The 18,732-nt window shown below is 61.5% G+C and carries 19 protein-coding genes; 7 read left to right on the top strand and 12 right to left on the bottom strand.

Going from position 1 to position 18,732, the window contains the following annotated elements; genetic code table 11:
* Window positions 1-5: 5 nt before the first annotated feature.
* From BUA36_RS04785 to BUA36_RS04775, 3 genes are read left to right on the top strand one after another with little or no spacing between them, the layout of a single operon-like run.
* The gene (locus BUA36_RS04785; protein ID WP_307188225.1) at window positions 6-2,714 is read left to right on the top strand and encodes a TonB-dependent receptor; all 2,709 of its coding nucleotides are present in this window, start codon (window positions 6-8) and stop codon (window positions 2,712-2,714) included.
* Window positions 2,701-3,822 carry a DUF5009 domain-containing protein gene (locus BUA36_RS04780; RefSeq protein ID WP_072781842.1) on the top strand — a complete coding sequence of 374 codons (1,122 nt, stop codon included), beginning with the start codon at window positions 2,701-2,703 and terminating at the stop codon, window positions 3,820-3,822. The genes BUA36_RS04785 and BUA36_RS04780 overlap by 14 nt, the downstream gene beginning before the upstream one ends.
* Before the next feature lie 5 nt (window positions 3,823-3,827).
* A complete protein-coding gene (locus BUA36_RS04775; protein WP_072781840.1) occupies window positions 3,828-4,889 on the top strand; it encodes an acyltransferase family protein in 1,062 nt (353 codons plus the stop codon).
* Here BUA36_RS04775 and BUA36_RS04770 read toward each other — a convergent pair.
* Window positions 4,886-6,124 carry a hypothetical protein gene (locus tag BUA36_RS04770; RefSeq protein ID WP_072781838.1) on the bottom strand — a complete coding sequence of 413 codons (1,239 nt, stop codon included), beginning with the start codon at window positions 6,122-6,124 and terminating at the stop codon, window positions 4,886-4,888. The two genes, BUA36_RS04775 and BUA36_RS04770, sit on opposite strands and share 4 nt — an antisense overlap.
* Window positions 6,125-6,183: 59 nt before the next feature.
* Between BUA36_RS04770 and BUA36_RS04765 the strand changes: the two genes are divergently transcribed.
* Window positions 6,184-6,672, top strand: a complete 489-nt coding sequence (locus BUA36_RS04765) for a hypothetical protein (protein WP_072781836.1) — start codon at window positions 6,184-6,186, stop codon at window positions 6,670-6,672.
* Here BUA36_RS04765 and fusA read toward each other — a convergent pair.
* Window positions 6,669-8,780: an elongation factor G gene (gene fusA, locus BUA36_RS04760; protein ID WP_072781834.1), complete on the bottom strand. Its 2,112-nt coding sequence runs from the start codon at window positions 8,778-8,780 to the stop codon at window positions 6,669-6,671. The two genes, BUA36_RS04765 and fusA, sit on opposite strands and share 4 nt — an antisense overlap.
* Before the next feature lie 149 nt (window positions 8,781-8,929).
* On the opposite strand from fusA, the gene BUA36_RS04755 reads away from it, so the two are divergent.
* Window positions 8,930-10,051, top strand: a complete 1,122-nt coding sequence (locus BUA36_RS04755) for a phospholipase A (protein WP_072781832.1) — start codon at window positions 8,930-8,932, stop codon at window positions 10,049-10,051.
* On the opposite strand, the gene BUA36_RS04750 is transcribed toward BUA36_RS04755, so the two are convergent.
* From BUA36_RS04750 to BUA36_RS04730, 5 genes are all read right to left on the bottom strand, one after another.
* Window positions 10,048-10,245 (bottom strand): hypothetical protein, encoded by a 198-nt coding sequence (locus tag BUA36_RS04750; RefSeq protein WP_072781830.1) that lies wholly within the window; start codon window positions 10,243-10,245, stop codon window positions 10,048-10,050. The two genes, BUA36_RS04755 and BUA36_RS04750, sit on opposite strands and share 4 nt — an antisense overlap.
* A 129-nt stretch (window positions 10,246-10,374) precedes the next feature.
* Entirely contained in the window at window positions 10,375-10,623 is a 249-nt protein-coding gene (locus BUA36_RS04745; protein WP_072781828.1) for a hypothetical protein, read from the bottom strand.
* A 57-nt stretch (window positions 10,624-10,680) separates the two neighbouring features.
* Window positions 10,681-11,631 (bottom strand): class I SAM-dependent methyltransferase, encoded by a 951-nt coding sequence (locus BUA36_RS04740; protein ID WP_139260345.1) that lies wholly within the window; start codon window positions 11,629-11,631, stop codon window positions 10,681-10,683.
* 95 nt (window positions 11,632-11,726) lie between these two features.
* Window positions 11,727-12,392, bottom strand: coding sequence for an ankyrin repeat domain-containing protein (locus BUA36_RS04735; protein ID WP_072781824.1), 666 nt, complete (start codon window positions 12,390-12,392; stop codon window positions 11,727-11,729).
* Window positions 12,389-13,168, bottom strand: coding sequence for a TatD family hydrolase (locus BUA36_RS04730; protein ID WP_072781822.1), 780 nt, complete (start codon window positions 13,166-13,168; stop codon window positions 12,389-12,391). Before BUA36_RS04730 ends, BUA36_RS04735 begins: the two co-directional genes overlap by 4 nt.
* A 144-nt stretch (window positions 13,169-13,312) precedes the next feature.
* Here BUA36_RS04730 and BUA36_RS04725 point away from each other — a divergent pair, with 144 nt between their 5' ends.
* Both BUA36_RS04725 and BUA36_RS04720 read left to right on the top strand, forming a co-directional pair.
* A complete protein-coding gene (locus tag BUA36_RS04725; RefSeq protein WP_072781820.1) occupies window positions 13,313-14,521 on the top strand; it encodes a cation:proton antiporter in 1,209 nt (402 codons plus the stop codon).
* Between the two features lie 19 nt (window positions 14,522-14,540).
* Window positions 14,541-15,098 carry a DNA-binding protein gene (locus BUA36_RS04720; protein ID WP_072781818.1) on the top strand — a complete coding sequence of 186 codons (558 nt, stop codon included), beginning with the start codon at window positions 14,541-14,543 and terminating at the stop codon, window positions 15,096-15,098.
* On the opposite strand, the gene BUA36_RS04715 is transcribed toward BUA36_RS04720, so the two are convergent.
* The 5 genes from BUA36_RS04715 to mltG are packed head-to-tail and all read right to left on the bottom strand — an operon-like array spanning window position 15,073 to window position 18,635.
* Window positions 15,073-15,576 carry a GNAT family N-acetyltransferase gene (locus BUA36_RS04715; RefSeq protein WP_072781816.1) on the bottom strand — a complete coding sequence of 168 codons (504 nt, stop codon included), beginning with the start codon at window positions 15,574-15,576 and terminating at the stop codon, window positions 15,073-15,075. The two genes, BUA36_RS04720 and BUA36_RS04715, sit on opposite strands and share 26 nt — an antisense overlap.
* 18 nt (window positions 15,577-15,594) lie before the next feature.
* On the bottom strand, window positions 15,595-15,978 hold the full coding sequence (locus BUA36_RS04710; RefSeq protein ID WP_072781814.1) for a PilZ domain-containing protein: 384 nt from the start codon (window positions 15,976-15,978) through the stop codon (window positions 15,595-15,597).
* A gap of 10 nt (window positions 15,979-15,988) precedes the next feature.
* Window positions 15,989-17,017: a DNA polymerase III subunit delta' gene (locus tag BUA36_RS04705; RefSeq protein WP_072781812.1), complete on the bottom strand. Its 1,029-nt coding sequence runs from the start codon at window positions 17,015-17,017 to the stop codon at window positions 15,989-15,991.
* 16 nt (window positions 17,018-17,033) lie between these two features.
* Complete coding sequence (tmk, locus tag BUA36_RS04700) at window positions 17,034-17,639, bottom strand: dTMP kinase (protein ID WP_072781810.1); 606 nt, start codon at window positions 17,637-17,639, stop codon at window positions 17,034-17,036.
* A gap of 6 nt (window positions 17,640-17,645) precedes the next feature.
* Entirely contained in the window at window positions 17,646-18,635 is a 990-nt protein-coding gene (mltG, locus tag BUA36_RS04695; RefSeq protein ID WP_208861853.1) for an endolytic transglycosylase MltG, read from the bottom strand.
* Between the last annotated feature and the right edge of the window lie 97 nt (window positions 18,636-18,732).

The raw sequence follows: 18,732 nt of genomic DNA, 5'->3' as shown, positions 1-18,732 counted from the left end.
AAAGGATGAAAACGACGCCGACGCCTATCGCATCGGCAGTCTTCATGATGTTGGCGTGCGGCGCGGCGCCGGCGTGGGCGCAAAGCGCAGACACGCCGATGGAGCAAGTAGTGGTCACCGGCATACGCGCTTCGCTGGAACAGGCGCTGACCCGCAAGCGCAATAGCGACACGCTGGCCGAAGTCATTTCGGCCGAAGACATCGGCAAAATGCCGGACAAGAACGTGGCCGATGCCGTGCAGCGCGTCCCGGGCGTGAACATTTCATCCTCCGCCGGCGGTGAAGGCGGCTTCGCCGAAAATGACCGCGTCAGTATTCGCGGCACCAGCTCCAGCCTCACGCAGACGCTGGTCAACGGCCACACCATCGGTACCGGCGACTGGTTTGTGCTGGACCAGACCGGCGCGGTCGGGCGCAGCGTGAGCTATGCACTGCTGCCATCGGAAATCGTCAGTGCGGTCACGGTGCAGAAAAGCCAGCAGGCCGATATGGTGGAAGGCGGCGTCGCCGGCTCCGTCAATATTGAAACCCGCAAGCCGCTGGACTTCAAGAAGCAGTTCACCGCCGAAGCCACGGTACAGGCCATCTACGCCGACCTGCCGCGCAAGACCGATCCGCAAATGAATGCGCTGTTCGGCTGGAAAAACGATGCCAAGACGTTTGGTGTGCTGGTCCAGCTGTTCTACGAAAAACGCCATGAGCGCCGTGATGGCCAGGAGTTCTACGGCTATACGCCTATCGATGCCGAGAGCAATGCGGCCAAGGCCCATCCGGAACTGGCTGGCATCCTGGCGCCATCGGGCATCAGCGCATCGCTGTTTGAACAGGAGCGCAAGCGTACCGGTGGTGCGATTGACCTGCAATTCAAGCCTTCGCGTGACCTGAGCTTTGATATCAACGGCTTTAGCTCCTCGCTGGATGCGGCCAACTACAACCGAAGCTTCTACAACAATATCTCGGCCAACATCAATGCCACCGATCCCGTTACCGGCGCCCCGGTTGGCGTGGTGCCTTCTGCGTATGTGATCAAGAGCGGCACGCTGGTGTCGGCGACCATTCCGGCCTCGCAGTATCCGGCAGTCAGCGCGACGAAAACCTATAACTCGTCGCTATATTCGGCATTCGGCGACCAGATCTATCGCCCTGGTTCGGCATCGTCTTCCGCATACATCGATCTGGATGGCAGCTACCGCGTCAACGACGATTTGCGCATCAGCGGCAGCGTGGGCTACACGCGCGGCGTTGGTAAAACGCCGTCCGATATCGGCTACGAAGCAGGCCTGACTGGCGCTGGCTCCACCTATACCTTGAACGGCCTGTCGCCAGCGACGATGTCCTTCCCTGGCGCGGACACCTCCAGGTTCACCAACTACGTGACCGCGTCGGCCTGGGGTTCCAACGTCAAAACGCAGGACACGGAAAAATACGGCCAGCTCGATGGCGAGCTGCGTCTGGACCGTGGCGTGATGGAGTCGGCCAAGTTCGGCGTGCGCTACGCGGAACACCACCGCAGTACCAGCCAGCCGGAGAACCGTAGCTGCCCGGCCTGCGACGGCACCACGTCCGCGCCGCTGCCGCAATGGGATGGTTCGACCTTCCCTGGCAATTTCGGCAAAAACATCAGCACCGATGCGGGCTTCCTGCGCAATGTCTGGCAGATCAGCCCTGCCGCCATCGCCGCCTGGGCCGCCAAGTACGACCTGGCCGGCGGCCCAACCACCCGCAACTGGGCTGGCGAACTGGATGTCCGCGAAAAGACCAGCGCCATTTACGGCATGGTCAATCTGGCAGGCGACAGCTGGCGCGGCAACGTGGGCGTGCGCTATGTGCACACCAACCAGGCCACCATCACCAACGTCCCGGGCGGTTCCAATCCTATTGGGCTGGACAACATCAACGGTCCGTACACGCCGACGCTGAACGAGCGCGGTTACAACGATGTACTGCCTAGCGCGAACTTCAAGTTTGACCTGTCGCCGACACTGGTAGGCCGGCTGGCTGTAGCCAAGACCATGGCGCGGCCAGACTACAGCGCCATGGTTGGCGCGGTCACGCTCAATGACACCAACCTGACCGGCAGCAGCGGCAATCCAAACCTGAAACCGGTGCGTTCGGTGAATTACGACGCGGCGCTGGAATGGTATTTCGCACCGAAGTCCTTGTTGTCAGCAGGCGTGTTCTACATGGACATGTCGTCCTATGTTACCTATGGCACGGCCAACCTGACCTACTACAACACCTCGTTCAAGCGCTTCGACAGCTATTCGATTTCGTCGCCGACCAACATCGCTGCGAAGAACAAGGGCGTGGAACTGGCGTGGCAGCAGCATATCTGGGGCGGCTTTGGCGCGCTGGCCAACTACACCTACACCGATGGGTCGGCGGAGGATGGCAAGCCAGTGGTGGGCAATTCGAAAAACACCTACAATGCCGAAACCTATTATGAGGACGACAGGCTGAGCGCGCGTCTGGCTTACACCTACCGCTCGTCCTTCTCCGGCGGGCTGTATAACAGCTTCCCGCAGGTGATGGCGGGCACCGGCAACCTGGCGGCGTCGCTCAACTACAAAATCAACGACAACCTCTCGATTACATTCGATGCGCTGAACCTGAATAATGCCGTGCTGCGTTACTACGGCACAAACAAGGACCAGCCTATCGCCTCGTATTCGAACGGCCGTCAATACTATCTGGGTCTGCGTGGCAAACTCTAAACCTGTGCGGGTACAGGCAATCGATGCCTTCCGGGGCATCACCATCCTGGTCATGATCTTTGTGAACACCCTGGCTGGCGTGCGTGGCATGCCGGCCTGGATGGATCACGCGCCCGCCGACGCGGATGCCATGACCTTCGCGGATGTGGTGTTCCCGGCCTTCCTGTTCATCGTCGGCATGTCGATTCCGTTCGCCATGGCGCAGCGGACGGCGGCTGGCGACAGCGGCTGGCGCCTGTGGCGACATGTACTGGCGCGCGCCGTGGGCTTGCTGGTACTGGGCGTGTTCATGGTCAATGCCGAGGAAGGCTATAACGAAGCTGCGATGGGCATGTCCATCCATTTGTGGTCGCTGCTGTTTTATGTATGCGCCATACTGGTGTGGGCGGTGTACCGTTTCAAGGAACGGGCGCTGACCTGGGGTTTGCGCGCCACCGGCGTTGCCGGCCTGCTGGCGCTGGCGCTCCTGTTCCGTGGCGGCCCCGATGGCAGCCTGCGCCTGGCGCCACAGTGGTGGGGCATACTGGGACTGATTGGCTGGGCATACCTGTACAGTGCCGTGGCATGGGGCGTCACACGCGGCCGCCAGTGGGCGCTCGCGGCCCTGATTGTGGCCTGTACAGTGGCGATACGCAGTGAGGACGCCGTCCACACATCGATCGCACTGTGCGGCATGCTGACCGCGCAGATTTTCTTTGGCGCGGAGCGTCAAGCGCCGTTTCTGCGCGCCGTGCTGCTGGCGGCGGGGCTGGCGGCGCTTGCTCTGGTGCTGCGTCCCTACTTCAAAATCTCCAAGATTTACGCCACCCCAAGCTGGGGCCTGTACAGTTCCGCCATCTGTGTGCTGCTGTTCGCCGCGCTGTACTGGGCGGTGGACCTGAAGCGCTGGCGCCGCTGGACCGCGTTCTTCCAGCCGGCAGCCGCCAATCCGCTGCTGGTCTACATCATTCCCTTCATCGTGTATGCGGCGATGCAGTACTGCCACCTGTCTTTTCCCGCCGTGCTGGGCGCCGGCTGGCCCGGCTTGCTGTGGGCGATGGCCTATGCGGTGATCGTCATGGTGCTGGCCATGCTCCTCAACCGCATGCACATTAAATTACAACTCTGAACACTATGCGTATCAATTCTATCGACGCCGTGCGGGGCCTGACCGTGGCCGCCATGCTGCTGGTGAACGACGCGGGCGACTGGTCGCACGTCTACCCGTGGCTGGAGCACGCGGAATGGCATGGCTGCACGCCGGCCGATTTCATTTTCCCCATTTTTATGCTGATCGTCGGCGTTTCCATCCAGCTCGCGCTGGGGCGGCAACTGGATGCGGGTGCACCGGCCCAACCCATGGCACGCGCCGCGCTGCTGCGCGGCGGCCGCATCATCCTGCTTGGCATCGCCCTCAATGTGATTGCTGCAGTGCTGCTGCATGGGCGGGATTTCCGCCTGCTTGGCGTGTTGCAGCGCATCGGCTTCTGCTTCGCCGTGGCCGGCCTCATGGCGATTTACCTGCGCAGCGTGCGCGCGCAATGGGCTGCACTGGCCGCCATCCTGCTTGGCTACTGGGCCTTGCTGGCTGCCAGCGGCGGCGTCGAACCGGTCGTGAACCTGGCTGACCGCATCGATACCGCGCTGCTTGGTCACCTGGCCTACCAATACGACGCCGCCACCGGACTGGCGCACGAACCGGAGGGCATATTCAGTACCCTGCCGGCGCTGGCCACCGTCATCCTTGGCATGCGCGCCGGCGACTGGATACGCCAGCAACGCATCGCCAGACTGGGATGGGCCGGCGTTGCCGCCATGCTGATTGGCGGCGCATGGGCGGTAGCGCTTCCATTCAACAAGCAGTTGTGGACCTCGTCGTTTGTGCTGTGGACTGGCGGCTTCGGCATGCTCGTGATCGCCCTTGCCTACCAACTGATCGACGTGCGCGGCTGGCCGCCGCTGGGCCGCGCAATGGGCGTGAATGCCATTGCGGCCTATGCCGGTTCCTGGATTGCGACCTGCCTGCTCACCGGCAGCGGCATCATCACGCCGCTGTATCAGAACGTATTCCGCGCGCCGCTGGAACCGTTATTCGGGCCGGAGTTTGCCTCGATGGCCTTCGCTGCCGCGTTCACCGGCGTGTTCTGGCTGGCGATGGTTTACGCGTACAAACGCAGCTGGCGCCTGACGATTTAAAACGTCCAGCGCAGCGATACCGTCAGGCTGCGCTCCTTCTGCACCGGCGCCTCGCCCACCAGCGAGCGCGCCGGCCGGTCGCTGCGCACCAGCAGCGCTTCCGTCATCAGCGACAGGCGCTCGGCCAGCGGCCAGTCGTAAGCCAGCGCAACGCCATAGCCGACTTCATTGTTCGGATCGGATGGAATCAGGTCATGCTCGCTGGTGCTGAAACGGTCATAGCGCACTGCCGCCGTGCCTGGCCCCAGCGGATGGCTGGCCAGCACGAACCATGACTGAAAATCCAGCCCGACGCCATTGCGTCCCATGATGGTATCCCCGCGCATGGCCTGCATCGACAACTCCCACGCGCCCTGCGGACGCCAGACGGCGCTGAGATGGTCGAAACGCGTACGCCAGCCGTATTGCCAGTCCTTCACCACCTGCGGATCGGCCAGATTATCGTAATGCAGCGCGGCCAGTTCCAGCCGTGTGCCGAAATTCAGATTGGCGCCGACGTAGTAGCCCAGCTTGCCGTCAATCTCGCGGAACGGATGGATGTCGCGCCACTGGCGCAGCAGGAAGCCGTTCGGCGGCCGGTACACTGGCAGGTCAGCCAGCTTCACGGTGTCGTTACGGCCAGCGATACGGTCGCTGATCGACCAGCCGCGCCAGGATAAAAGTGTGCCGGTAGGGTCGTTGCCGGTGTAGACGGCAGCCAGCACACCGACATCGTACGGCGCGCCACTGTAGCGGCCCAGCCGCCGTGCACTCCATTCAATGCCATTGGTCCGCAGCTCCTCGCCGATCCAGCTGTTGATGGCGGAACTGGAAATGGTGCGCTTGGGCACCCAGCCCACGCTGTCGTAATCGAGTTCCACACTGGTCGGCGGAAAGAAGAAGCCGGCCTTGACGCGGGTCTTCCAGGCGCCGGCCGGCACCGGATTCCACGAAAGATAGGCCTCGCGCACGTCGACAATGCCGCGATGCTGCTGATCGGCGCTGAGCTCCAGGCTGGCGCTCACGCTGTCCAGCACATCCACGTCGCCGCGCAACACGGCCTGGCCGATGCTGAGCCGCGGCGAATTCTGGTCATAGCGTGTCTTGCCCAGGCCACTGTCCAGGAAGCTGCGGCCGGCGTCGGAGTCGACCGCGCGCACGTCGAGCAGGCCGCGCCACTCCGCGTCTGGTGCGGCACTGGCGCCGGCGCCGGGCAGCGCCAGCATCACGGCGCAGGTCAGGAAGCATAGTTTCATGCTTGCATGATACACGGCTATAATCCAGCGTCTATCAACCTGGAAGAAGAAAGCGACGGATGATTAAAAGTTTGCGTATCGCCGGACTGGCCCTGCTGGCCTGCGTTTCCGGTACGGCCCTGGCCGACACCTTTGAGACCATAGAACCGGCGCCACTGAAAGAAGTCTGGATCAATGGCGGTTTTTACACCTACCACTTCCAGCGCGACAAAGACCTCAACGGCGCGAATGGCGGCCTTGGGGCGGAATGGCGTTTCTCGACAGTCGCCTCGGTCACCGCCGGCCGTTTCTACAACAGCGACCGCGCTTACTCCAACTATGCGGGCATCTACTACCAGCCATTCAAGGTTGGCCCGGTACGCATCGGCGCCGTGCTGGGCGGCTTTGACGGCTATCCCAAAATGCGGAATGGCGGCTGGTTCCCCGCCGCCATTCCGACACTGAGCTATGAATATGAGCGGGTCGGCGTCAATGTCGCCATCATACCGACCTACAAAGACCGCCTGTACGGCGGCATCTCTGTACAGCTCAAACTCAAAGCCTTTTAACTGCGCGCCTTGCTCACGGCGATCTGGTCCAGGATATGTTTCGGCACTTCCGCATAGTGCTTGAATTCCATGGTGTAGGTCGCCCGGCCCTGCGTCAGCGAACGCAAGGTGGTCGAGTAGCCAAACATCTCGGCCAGCGGCACGGAGGCGCGGATGATCTTGCCGCCGCCGCCCGGGATTTCATCCATGCCCTGCACCATGCCACGACGTGACGTCAGATCGCCCATGGCATTTCCCATGAACTCTTCCGGCGTTTCCACCTCGACCTGCATCACCGGTTCCAGCAGCACCGGACCTGCGCGCCGCATGCCTTCCTTGAACGCCATCGAACCGGCCATGCGGAAGGCATTCTCGTTCGAGTCAACGTCGTGGTAGGAGCCAAACGTCAGCGTGGCGCGCACATCGACCACGGGATACCCCGCCAGCACGCCTGAACGCAGCGTCTCCTGGATGCCCTTGTCCACCGCCGGAATGAACTCGCGCGGCACCACCCCGCCCTTGATGGCATCGACAAACTCATAGCCTTTGCCGCCCGCTTCCAGCGGCTCCAGCGTCAGCACCACGTGGCCGTATTGACCACGCCCGCCCGACTGCTTGACGAATTTGCCTTCCACATCCATCGCCTTGCGCGTGATGGTTTCGCGGTAGGCCACTTGCGGCTTGCCGACCGTCGCCTCCACGCCAAACTCGCGCCGCATGCGATCCACCAGGATCTCCAGATGCAGCTCGCCCATGCCGGACATGATGGTCTGGCCGGATTCCTCGTCCGTATGCACACGGAAGGACGGATCTTCCTGCGCCAGGCGATTCAAGGCGATGCCCATTTTTTCCTGGTCGGCCTTGGTCTTGGGCTCAACCGCCTGCGAAATCACGGGCTCGGGGAAGATCATCTTCTCCAGAACGATCACATGGTCAGGCGCGCTGAGCGTATCGCCGGTGGTGACGCCTTTCAGCCCCACCGCCGCGGCGATATCGCCCGCATACACTTCCTTGATTTCCTTGCGCTCATTGGCGTGCATCTGCAGGATGCGGCCCAGGCGCTCCTTCTGCTGCTTGGTCGGGTTGTACACGGTGTCGCCGGAATTCACCACGCCCGAGTACACGCGGAAGAAGGTCAGCTGGCCCACAAACGGGTCGGTCATGATCTTGAACGCCAGCGCCGAGAACGGGTCGCTATCGGTCGGATGGCGCTCGATCGGCTGGTCCTGTTCATCCGTACCGGCGATCGCCGGCACATCCACCGGCGAAGGCAGATATTCGATCACCGCATCCAGCATGGCCTGCACGCCACGGTTCTTGAAGGCGCTACCGGCCAGCATGGGCACGATCTCGTTGCGGATGGTGCGCAGGCGCAGGCCGGCCTTGATCTCGTCCTCGGTCAGCACGCCGCCGTCCAGATATTTTTCCAGCAGCTCGGGCGTGGCTTCGGCCGCAGCTTCCACCATTTTCTCGCGCCATTCCTCGGCCACGGCTTGCAGGCCGGCCGGGATGTCCTCGTAGGTGAACTTGACGCCCAGCGTCTCGTCGTCCCAGTTAATCGCCCGCATCTTGACCAGGTCGATCACGCCATGGAAGTTGTCCTCCGCGCCCAGCGGCACCTGAATCGGAATCGCCACGCCCTTGAGGCGGTTGGCAATCTGCTCGCGCACGCGGAAGAAGTCCGCACCCACCCGGTCCATCTTGTTGATGAATGCAATCCGCGGCACATGGTATTTATTCGCCTGGCGCCACACGGTTTCCGACTGCGGCTGCACGCCGCCGACGGCGTCGTACACCATCACGGCGCCATCCAGCACGCGCATGGAACGCTCCACCTCGATGGTGAAGTCCACGTGGCCCGGCGTATCGATGATGTTGATACGGTGCTCGGGGAAATTGCCGGCCATGCCCTTCCAGAAGGCGGTGGTGGCCGCCGACGTAATCGTGATCCCGCGCTCCTGTTCCTGCTCCATCCAGTCCATCGTTGCGGCACCGTTATGTACCTCACCGATCTTATGGTTGACGCCGGTGTAAAACAGGATGCGCTCGGTGGTCGTGGTTTTGCCGGCATCGATGTGTGCGCTGATGCCGATGTTGCGGTAACGCTCGATAGGGGTCTTGCGGGTCATCACGATCTCCTTGGGATCTGCTATGGGAAGTCTCAATTGCGGCAATAGTCACCGAAATCAAGAGCCTGTTTAGCGTGCGACATAATCAATGGCAATTAATGTAGTCTGTAACATAATCAAACAGCTTAACTCTCATCTGGAAAAACTGCATGCGTGTACCACCAAAAACTACCCTCCTCCTGACCTTGGGCATAGCGCCGGCTCTGGCTTTAGCCCAGGCTTCCGACCTCGAACTACGGCTGGAACGTTGCGCCGTGCTGGGTGACGCCAGCGCCCGCCTCGCCTGCTACGATGGCCTGTCCAAGACCGCGCCGACAGTGCAGGCGGCCGGCGAGAACGCGGTGGCCCCACTGGCCGTCGGCGCCGCCGACAAGGTGGCGGAAGCCGCCGATGCGCCAGCCCGCACCCAGCCGTCGGCGCCGCCGCCGGAACCCAAGGTGCCGCCCAAGGTCGCGGCGCTGACCACCATTCCGCCCGAAGACACGGTCTCGCGCATGGTGCAGGAATGGGAACTGGACCGCTCCGCCAAACGCGGCGTGTTCAATTTCCGTCCGCACCATGACACCTACCTGCTGCTGGCAAATTACAGCACCAGCTCCAATGATGCGCCTTTTAAGGACTTTACGCCCGCCGGCATCAAATCCAAGCACGTCGAACTGACTTATCAGATCAGTTGCAAGATGAAGCTGATCGAGCAGCTCATGAGCTCGCCGGTGGACCTGTGGTTCGGCTACACCCAGAACAGCTTCTGGCAAGCCTACAACCGCGCGGCCTCGAGTCCCTTCCGCGAAACCAATTACCAGCCCGAGCTGATGCTGACCACGCCGCTGGCGCTGGACCTGGGCGTGCTGGACGTGCGTTATCTGACGCTGGCGCTGAACCACCAGTCGAATGGCCAGACCTCGACGCTGTCGCGCAGCTGGAACCGGATTTACGCGGAAGTGGGAGCGGAGAAAGGCAAGTTCGGCGTGTCGTTCCGCCTATGGAAGCGGCTGGATAACGCCCGCTCGGACAATGACAACATCGACATCACGGACTTCATGGGCCACGGCGACGTTCGCGCCACCTACCGTTTTGACGGTCATGAACTGTCCGTCATGGGGCGCCGCAACTTCAGCACGCGCCACGGCGCGCTGCAGTTCGGCTGGGCCTTCCCGCTGGCCGCCAATCTCAAGGGCTATGTGCAGGGCTTCAGCGGCTACGGGCAGAGCCTGATCGACTACAACTATTCGCAGAAATCCCTGGGCGCGGGATTCCTGGTCAACTTCTAACGGGGCGAGCCACCCAGGATGCGCGCCGGCAGCATGACAATGGCGCGCAGCAGCTCAAACAGACCTTCGACCCCAATGCCGATCAGGCGGAACGGCAAGGTAATCAGCCAGAAGAAGGGATACAGCACCAGCGCCAGCAGCGCCAGCGGCCAGCACAGGAACAGCAACATCAGCCACAGCATGAAACTCAGCATGAGACGCTCCCGAAATGGTTGTTTTTCTATGGTGTCACTTTAATCAAGCGACCCATCGGGGGCAATTTCTGTGCGACCAGCTGCATAAAAACGCTGACCAAGCGCTGCTTTCAGGGGATAAACGGCAGCCTACTGGCCCAGGCAGATGATTTTGGTGACGTACTCTTTGGCGTTGGGCTTTTTCTGGTTGGCCCAGGCAATCGCCTGGTTGGCTTCATCGATGGTCAGCACCGAGGCCTTTTCCTTGGATTTGATGAAGGACACGCCTTCAAACACGCCTTCCTTGCTGCGCATGACTTTGGCAAACACGGGCGGTTTGGCCTCGCCATCGACAAGTTTGTTTTGCTGGATCAGGTAACGTTGGTCGGTCTGGGTCATATATTTCTCGCTTAAAAGGCGAAATATACGCTCCCGACCGGCCGTCGTGGGGACTTTTTACGCGTAAGCAGGGACGCGCGTGGGTTGCAGCGTGGCTTCGTACAGGATCTCGGCCTTGAGCGAGGCTTGCAGCGATGGAATTGCGCCACCGGCGCGGTACTGGAAGCTCACCTGCAGCACATCGCCTTCACGCGCCTTGACGGGCGTGGCCAGTGGCAGCGTCATGTAGTGGTTGAGCCAGTCGATGGTAGTGGAACGCTCCTGCACCACCGCCAGAATGTTCTTGGTGACAAAGCGCATGGCATTGATCTCGCCATTGCGCTCAACCACGAACTTGCCCTGCCACGAATACATCAGCTCGTTCGGCTGGTTGAAATCGATGATGCTGTAGACGGCCGGCGGCGCCATTTCCACCGTGCCCGGGTAGATCACCGTGGTTTCCTGGAACTGCACGATCGGCGCGTAAAAGCCTTCAAAGTCGTATTCCTGCTGCAGCGGCTGCACTGCCATGATGACGGCTTCCGGCAGGAACACCGGCAGCGGGCCGCCGAAGCGCTCGGTATAACGGCGCTTGAACGATTCAATCACTTCCACCTGTTTTTCACGCAGCATGCCGACGTGGATCATTTCGCAGATCACCACATCGACCGGTTCCGGCGGCAGGTATTCAAACGCATCCGCGTGGACGACTTCGACTTTTTCGCCGTTGGGATTCATGGCCAGGAACTTGCGCGCTTCCTTGACCATGTCCGGATTGAATTCGACGCAATACACCTTGGCCGCCTTGGCGGCCGCAAACCACGACAGCACGCCCGTGCCACCACCAAGCTCCAGCACCTTCATGCCCGGCTTCACGGCATAGTCGATGGCTGACTTGAACCCGTGCATGCGGTTCTGATCCATCAGCATATTGTGATGGTAGTGGACTGGAATAAACTGCCCCAGATAGCAGCTTTCAATTTCGCGTTCGTTCAGCATGGTGGTCCTTGGTGAGTGCTCTAAGGACATTATCGTTAAGATTGTTGCCCCACCATGCAGTGAGCTGGGCAACAAATACCCGTCAATTCAATCGCTCACCCAAATACCGTCACGCGTTACGTTATTTATGGCTTCGCCTGCTTTGCCGCCAGGAAGGCGTTGATGGTTTTGGCGATCCAGGGCTTGTCGGCCTTCAGCGCAAACTCGGCGGCCGTGAGGTGGAAGCCGCCATCTTTGAGAGTGGCGTCGGCGCCCTCCTTGAGCAGCAGCGCCACCACGTCTTCCTGGCCTTCGCGCGCGGCGATCATGAGCGGCGTCATGCCGGACGGGGTTTCGGCGTCGATGTAGGCGTACTTGTCCAGCAGGATGGTGGTGATTTCCACGCTGCCCGCGGCGGCGGCGTAATGTAATGCCGTCCAGCCCTTCTGGTTGACCTGGGCGCCGCGCTGGAGCATCTCCAGCACGGCCTGCTTGTTGGTGCGGAAGGCAGCCATCATCAGCGCGGTATTGCCGTTGGGCGCCTTGGCTTCCAGATCGATGCCGGGCTGGTCCATGAGCAGGCGCGCCACCTTGAGCGACTCGTAACGCATCGCGACAATCAGGCCCGTCTCACCGTTGGGATCACGGACATTCGGGCTGACGCCACGCAGCAGCGCGGTCTGCACGCGGCTCACCGCGTCCAGCTGGGCGGCACGGAAGAAGTCAACCTCGTCGTCGCTCTGCCCGCTGGCAAAAGCCGGTGCACTCAAGGCGGCGGCCAAGCCCAGCAGAATGAGGCGGCGGCGCATCATTCTGCAACGTTGAACAGCGTGCGGAAATTGGCCGTGGTCTGCGCAGCGACCTCTTCCACTGGCACGCCTTTGAGCTTGGCGATGTATTCGGCCACGTGCGCAACAAAGCCCGGCTCATTCATCCTGCCGCGGTACGGCACCGGCGCCAGGTAGGGCGAGTCGGTTTCGATGAGGATGCGTTCCAGCGGCAGTTCCAGCGCCACTGCCTGCAACTCCTTGGCGCTCTTGAAGGTCACGATGCCCGAGAAGGAAATATAAAAGCCCATCGCGATGGCGGCCTTCGCCACTTCCAGCGACTCGGTAAAGCAGTGCATCACGCCCGCCACGCCGCCCGCCTCCGTGCCGGCGCCCTCTTCGCGCATGATGCGGATGGTGTCTTCGCTGGCGCTGCGGGTATGGATAATCAAGGGCTTGCGGGTGATGCGCGAGGCCTTGATGTGGGTGCGGAAGCGCTCACGCTGCCATTCCAGGTCGCCTTCCAGGCGGAAGTAGTCCAGCCCGGTCTCGCCGATCGCGATGATCTTGGGGTCATCCGCCAGCGCCACCAGCTGCTCGACGGTGGGCTCCGGCGTGTCTTCATAATCCGGATGCACGCCCACCGAGGCGTAGATGTGCGGATACTGGTGCGCCAGCGCCAGCACCTGCGGGAAATCCGGCAAGTCCACCGACACGCACAGCGCATGGGTGACCTTGTTGTGCGCCATCTGGGCCAGGATGTCCGGCATGCGAGCAGCCAGCTCGGGGAAATTGATGTGGCAATGAGAGTCGATATACATGCCGGGATTGTAACCGATCCCGCCGTGCGCCCGAGTTGTGGAAACGATACCACTGCCGATATCAAAAACACTTTTCGGCTTGTTAATACTCGGCTACCATCGCCTCACGTTATGTAATTACGTTACAAAAACAAAAGGAGACCTATGAGTACCACCGAAATTTTCCTGCTGGCGATGCTGCTGATTTTCGTTGCCCCTTACCTGGTCTGGCGGCTGGGCAAAACCGATTACTTCGCACCGCTGGTGATCGTGCAGATCATCATGGGCATCATTCTTGGCCCTGGCGTGCTCGGCGCCACCATGCCCGATTACTACAAATTCCTGTTCAATCCCGATGTGGTCAAAACCCTCAACGGCATTGCCCAATGGGGCGTGATGCTGTTCGTGATGCTGGCCGGTATCGAGCTGGATCTGAAAACAGTCTGGCAATACCGCCGCGAAAGCGTCACCACCGCCGGCCTGTCGCTGGGCGTGCCGCTGCTGTTCGGTTGCGCCGCCGCCCTGCTGCTCATGAACTACCAGGGCTGGATGGGCGCCAAGGCCGCCAACTGGCAATTCATGCTGGGCACCGGCATGGCCTGCGCCGTGACCGCGCTGCCGGTGCTGGTGCTGCTGCTGGAAAAACTCGACATCCTGCGCCAGCCCATGGGCCAGCGCATCCTGCGCTATGCCAGCCTGGATGACGTCGCCATCTGGGGCGTGCTGGCGCTGATTATGCTGGACTGGGAGCGCGTGGGCCGCCAGGCCGGCTTCCTGGTGGCGTTTGCCACGCTGACCTTTGTGTTCCGCCGCCTGATGGCGCGCCTGGACGAAAGCGACCGCTGGTACGTGGCCGTGATCTGGCTGATCGCCTGCTCGTTTGGCGCCGACTGGGCCGGTCTGCACTTCATGGTGGGCGCTTTCCTGGCAGGCGTGGTCATGGACGCGGAATGGTTCGGCCAGGAAAAGCTGGACGCGCTGTTCAAAAACGTGCTGCTGGTGCTGATGCCGGTATTCTTCCTGAGCACGGGCCTGCGCACCAAGTGGGACCTGGGCGGCTACTCGGTGTTCTTCGTGGCGGGGCTGCTGCTGTTCGCTTCGGTCGGCGGCAAGCTGGCCGGCGCCCACCTGGCCGGCAAAGTGCTGAACTGGAAAAAAGGCGAAGCCTCGATCATCGGCTGGCTGCTGCAGTCCAAGGGCCTGATCGAGATCGTGTTTGCCAACATCCTGCTGGACAAGCAAATCATCACCAACGAGACCTTTACCGCACTGTTGCTGATGGCGGCCGGCAGCACCATGTTGACGATTCCGATTGTGCACCCTAAACTCAACCGTGCACAAAACCGGGGACTGGTGGGTCAAGCCAGCTCCTGAACGACAACAGGACAAACACATGGCGCGTACCGGATTAAGCAAATCACAGGTCAGGGAAACACGGGACCAGATCGTGGCCGAGGGGCGCTACCCCTCGGTTGATGCCGTGCGCCATGCCTTGGGCACCGGCTCCAAGTCCACCATCCACAAGCATCTCAAAGACCTGGCCGAGGAAGACAGCCAGGCCGGCCAGGGCCTCCGGCGCGACGACACGGCGCGCAGCATTACGGCGCTGGTCGAACAGCTCACCGACCGCCTGCACAAGGACACCGACCGCCGCCTGCGCGATCTGTGCGCCGGCTACGAAGAAGAACTGGAAGAAAAAGACCGCGAAATTGCCGAACTGCGCCGCACCGTTGCGCGCCTGGACGCGCGTCTCGACCAACTTCAAGCCGATACCCACGCCACCGATGCGCAGAACCAGGGCTTCGGCGACTTCAGCGACCTGTTTGCCAGCTCACGCAGCGGACCGCGTGACGATACGCCGTTCAATGTGATCCTGGCGGGCGGCCGCACCATGACCATCGATTTCGACAGCCCGCAAATCCACCTTACGCCACGCGTTTTCCAAGGATAATCAGGTCGCGCTCAACGCCGTCCAGATTCGCCACCTTGGGCAGATGCGCCCAGGTTTCAAAGCCGAATTTGCCGAACAGGCCCAGGCTGGGCTGGTTGTGGCCGAAGATGAAACCCAGCAGCGTGTGCACCTTGATCTGCGGCGCGTAGGCAATCGCCTGCTCGATGCAGTAACGGCCCACGCCCTTGCCGCGCGCCGCCTCGGCGATATAAATTGAAATTTCCGAAGTCCCTGAATAGGCCGGGCGGCCATAGAAATTCGAGTACGACATCCAGCCCAGCGTCGCGCCAGTGTCCGCCGCTTCGATGATCCACAGCGGGCGCTTGTCCGGCGTATGCTCGTGGAACCACGGCAGACGCGATTCCACCGGCACCGGCTCGGTATCGGCAGTCACCTCGCGCGAGGCGATGGTGCTGTTGTAGATGGCAACGATGGTAGGCAGATCTTCAAGCGTGGCAAGGCGATGGCGGAAAGTCATGTGAAGTGAAAAGCAGGGTTACAGGGTGTGGGTAGCGCGCGCAGAACGCAATGCGGCGCCAAGGATTTCTTCGATACGCAGCCGGGCGCGCTGGCCGCTCTCATCGTCCGGAAAATGCACGCCCACGCCCTGCGCCTTGTTGTTGTGCGCGCCGGCCGGCGTGATCCAGGCGACTTTGCAGGCGATCGGATACTTGTTGGGGTCGTCCATGAGCGCCAGGATCAGATAGATCTCGTCGCCCAGTTTGTAGGGCTTCTGGGTCGGCACGAACATGCCGCCGTTTTTCAGGAAAGGCATGTAGGCGGCATACAGCGCCGCCTTTTCCTTGATCGCCAGCGACAGCACCGTCGGCCGTGGCGTCATCGGCACGGTGTTCGGGTCAAGTGGGCTGGCAGCGGACATTCCTTACCTTTCAGGCGCAGCAGGTCGTGTATTCAAGCAGCATATCCTCAAGGAACAGCTTGGGCGACAGCGGATGGTCGGCAGTCGCGCGGCGCTCGTTGGCGCCCTTGATCGCGGCCATCAGGCGGCTGACGTGGATCTTGTCCGCCAGGCTGGCCACCTCTTTCTGATAGCGAGGATAATACCGGATGTTACCGGACAGTTTGTAGGAAAACACATCATAAAGCCAGCGCTGCAGCCAGGACACCGGGCCGCTCAACGGCGCTTTTTGTAACTTATCCGCAACTTTCAAGGCAAGATCCACGCTTGGGTGGGCCAGCATCTGCAGCAGCGTTTCCAGATCCTCGCGGCTGCCGTTCTCGGCCTGCTCCATGGCCGCCAGCGGGGCGCCGCCCTGCTCGCGCAACCAGCTGTCGGCGTCCGGCACGCCTTGCTCCTTGAGCCAGGCCAGCGCCTCGGCATGGCTCGGCATCGGCAGCGCGAACTTGCGGCAGCGCGACAGGATGGTCGGCAGCAGGCGGTCCAGGCTATTGGACGCCAGCAGGAATACCGTGCCTGGCGGCGGCTCTTCCAGCGTTTTCAGCAGTGCATTGGAGGCCGGCATATTCAGCGCTTCGGCCGGATACAGCACCACCACGCGCAAGCCCTGGCGGTGGGTGGAGATGTTCATGAAATCCGCCAGGTTGCGGATCTGCTCGATCTTGATTTCCTTGGATGGCACCTTCGACTTGGCGGCCTTTTTGGTCTCGCCTTCGCCGTCTTCGCTTTCCGCCGGCTCATCCTCCATGGACTCGGGCCGCACGCGGCGGTAGTCCGGGTGGTTCTGCTGCGAGAACCAGCCGCAGGACGCGCACGTGCCGCAGGCGTGGCCATCCGGCAGCACCGCCTCGCACAGCAAGCCCTGCGCAAAGCGCTCGATGAAATCGGACTTGCCTATGCCGGCGGCGCCATGGAACAGGATGGCATGCGGCATGCGCTGGCGCAGCGTTTGCAGCTGCTGCCACGCGGATTGCTGCCACGGGTAAATGGAATCACTCATTATTCAGTATTTTATTTCAAAAGCAGGCGTCGAGGATGGCAGCGATCTGCTGCTGAATCTCGGCGATGCTTTGCGTGGAATCGATCACGCGGAAGCGCTGCGGGAACTGGGCCGCACGGCGCAGATATTCGTTGCGGGTGGCGGCAAAGAAGTCGGCCTTTTCCTGTTCGAACTTGTCCAGCTCGCGCGTGGCGTCCAGGCGCGCGCGCGCCACTTCCAGCGGCACATCAAACAGCAAGGTCAGGTCTGGCTGCACATCTGGATGCACCCACTGCTCCAGCGCTTCCAGCTTGGCCAGGCTGGTGCCGCGGCCGCCGCCCTGGTAGGCAAAGGTGGAATCAGTGAAGCGGTCGGAGATGACCCAGGCGCCGCGCGCCAGCGCCGGCTGGATGACCTGGGCGAGATGTTCGCGGCGGCTGGCAAACACCAGCAGCGCCTCGGTTTCCAGGTGCATTTTTTCGTGCAATACGATCTCGCGCAACTTCTCGCCCAGCGGCGTGCCGCCCGGTTCGCGCGAGCTGACCAGCTCAATGCCGCGCGCCTTGATGTAGTCGCTGACGAAGGCAATGTGGGTGGACTTGCCAGCGCCATCAATGCCTTCAAAGGTGATGAATTTAGACATTTACTCTTATCGTTGATACTGATTGACTGCCCGATTGTGGTCGTTCAGGTTGTCCGAGAACTGGCTGGTGCCATTGCCCTTGGAGACAAAATACAGCGCCGCCGTCTTGGCCGGCGCCAGCGCCGCCGTCAGCGATTGAACGCCCGGCAAGGCGATCGGCGTCGGCGGCAGGCCGGAACGGGTATAGGTATTGTACGGGGTGTCAGTTTCCAGGTCCTTCTTGCGGATCTTGCCGTCGTACTTCAGGCCCATGCCGTAGATCACGGTCGGATCGGTCTGCAGCAGCATGCCGATCTTCAGGCGGTTGACGAACACGCCGGCGATCATGGCGCGCTCGGATTTCTGGCCGGTTTCCTTTTCCACGATGGACGCCATGGTCAGCGCCTCATACGGATTCTTGTATGGCAGCGCCGGATCGCGCTTTTCCCAGGCATCGGCCAGGCGCGTGAGCATCATGGCATGCGCCTGCTTGTAGATTTGCAGGTCGCTGGCGCCCTTGGCGAACAAATAGGTATCCGGGAAGAACAGCCCTTCCGCATCCTTATACTCGGACGCAATGGCGTTCATCACTTCCTTGTCCGACAGCGCGATGGTGTCGTGCTTGAGGCCCTTGTGCGCAGCGATCGCGGCGCGCATCTGGCGGAACGACCAGCCTTCGATGATGGTCAGCTGTTCTTGCGCAAACTCGCCGCGCGCCAGCTGGTCAATCAGGCGCAGCGGCGTCGATCCCGGCTTCAATTCATAGGAACCGGCTTTCAGCTTGCTGCTCTTGCCCGTCACGCGCGCCAGCAGGTTGAACAGCAGCGGCTGGATGGGGACGCCCGCTTCGGCGATTTGCTGGCCGGCGGCATGGGCGCCGCTGCCGGGCGCGATCGTAAACTCAATCGACTCCGCCTCGGACGGAATGATCGGATTTTGCGACCAGTACATAAAATAAGCACCGCTGACGATGGCCAGCAAAACACACAGACCGATTATTTTTTTGATAAAAGCCATTATTAAAGCCGAATTGTTGGGTCAAGTCGCACAGCTTGCCAGTTCCTGGCACGCCACGCCAGTGCCACGTTTTGTGTGGCATCTGACGCGATCGCCG

Origin of the sequence: Duganella sacchari, assembly GCF_900143065.1 — a bacterium.
GTDB lineage: Bacteria > Pseudomonadota > Gammaproteobacteria > Burkholderiales > Burkholderiaceae_D > Rugamonas > Rugamonas sacchari.
The sequence above is the reverse complement of the archived record's forward strand: the minus strand, read 5'-3'. Positions and strand labels throughout refer to the sequence as shown.

Bases quoted from the DNA above. Each gene is read 5' to 3' on its own strand.
- BUA36_RS04785 (WP_307188225.1), top strand. From the start codon at position 6: ATGAAAACGACGCCGACGCCTATCGCATCGGCAGTCTTCATGATGTTG.
- BUA36_RS04775 (WP_072781840.1), top strand. From the start codon at position 3,828: ATGCGTATCAATTCTATCGACGCCGTGCGGGGCCTGACCGTGGCCGCC.
- BUA36_RS04770 (WP_072781838.1), bottom strand. From the start codon at position 6,124: ATGAAACTATGCTTCCTGACCTGCGCCGTGATGCTGGCGCTGCCCGGC.
- BUA36_RS04765 (WP_072781836.1), top strand. From the start codon at position 6,184: ATGATTAAAAGTTTGCGTATCGCCGGACTGGCCCTGCTGGCCTGCGTT.
- fusA (WP_072781834.1), bottom strand. From the start codon at position 8,780: ATGACCCGCAAGACCCCTATCGAGCGTTACCGCAACATCGGCATCAGC.
- BUA36_RS04755 (WP_072781832.1), top strand. From the start codon at position 8,930: ATGCGTGTACCACCAAAAACTACCCTCCTCCTGACCTTGGGCATAGCG.
- BUA36_RS04750 (WP_072781830.1), bottom strand. From the start codon at position 10,245: ATGCTGAGTTTCATGCTGTGGCTGATGTTGCTGTTCCTGTGCTGGCCG.
- BUA36_RS04745 (WP_072781828.1), bottom strand. From the start codon at position 10,623: ATGACCCAGACCGACCAACGTTACCTGATCCAGCAAAACAAACTTGTC.
- BUA36_RS04740 (WP_139260345.1), bottom strand. From the start codon at position 11,631: ATGTCCTTAGAGCACTCACCAAGGACCACCATGCTGAACGAACGCGAA.
- BUA36_RS04735 (WP_072781824.1), bottom strand. From the start codon at position 12,392: ATGATGCGCCGCCGCCTCATTCTGCTGGGCTTGGCCGCCGCCTTGAGT.
- BUA36_RS04730 (WP_072781822.1), bottom strand. From the start codon at position 13,168: ATGTATATCGACTCTCATTGCCACATCAATTTCCCCGAGCTGGCTGCT.
- BUA36_RS04725 (WP_072781820.1), top strand. From the start codon at position 13,313: ATGAGTACCACCGAAATTTTCCTGCTGGCGATGCTGCTGATTTTCGTT.
- BUA36_RS04720 (WP_072781818.1), top strand. From the start codon at position 14,541: ATGGCGCGTACCGGATTAAGCAAATCACAGGTCAGGGAAACACGGGAC.
- BUA36_RS04715 (WP_072781816.1), bottom strand. From the start codon at position 15,576: ATGACTTTCCGCCATCGCCTTGCCACGCTTGAAGATCTGCCTACCATC.
- BUA36_RS04710 (WP_072781814.1), bottom strand. From the start codon at position 15,978: ATGTCCGCTGCCAGCCCACTTGACCCGAACACCGTGCCGATGACGCCA.
- BUA36_RS04705 (WP_072781812.1), bottom strand. From the start codon at position 17,017: ATGAGTGATTCCATTTACCCGTGGCAGCAATCCGCGTGGCAGCAGCTG.
- tmk (WP_072781810.1), bottom strand. From the start codon at position 17,639: ATGTCTAAATTCATCACCTTTGAAGGCATTGATGGCGCTGGCAAGTCC.
- mltG (WP_208861853.1), bottom strand. From the start codon at position 18,635: ATGGCTTTTATCAAAAAAATAATCGGTCTGTGTGTTTTGCTGGCCATC.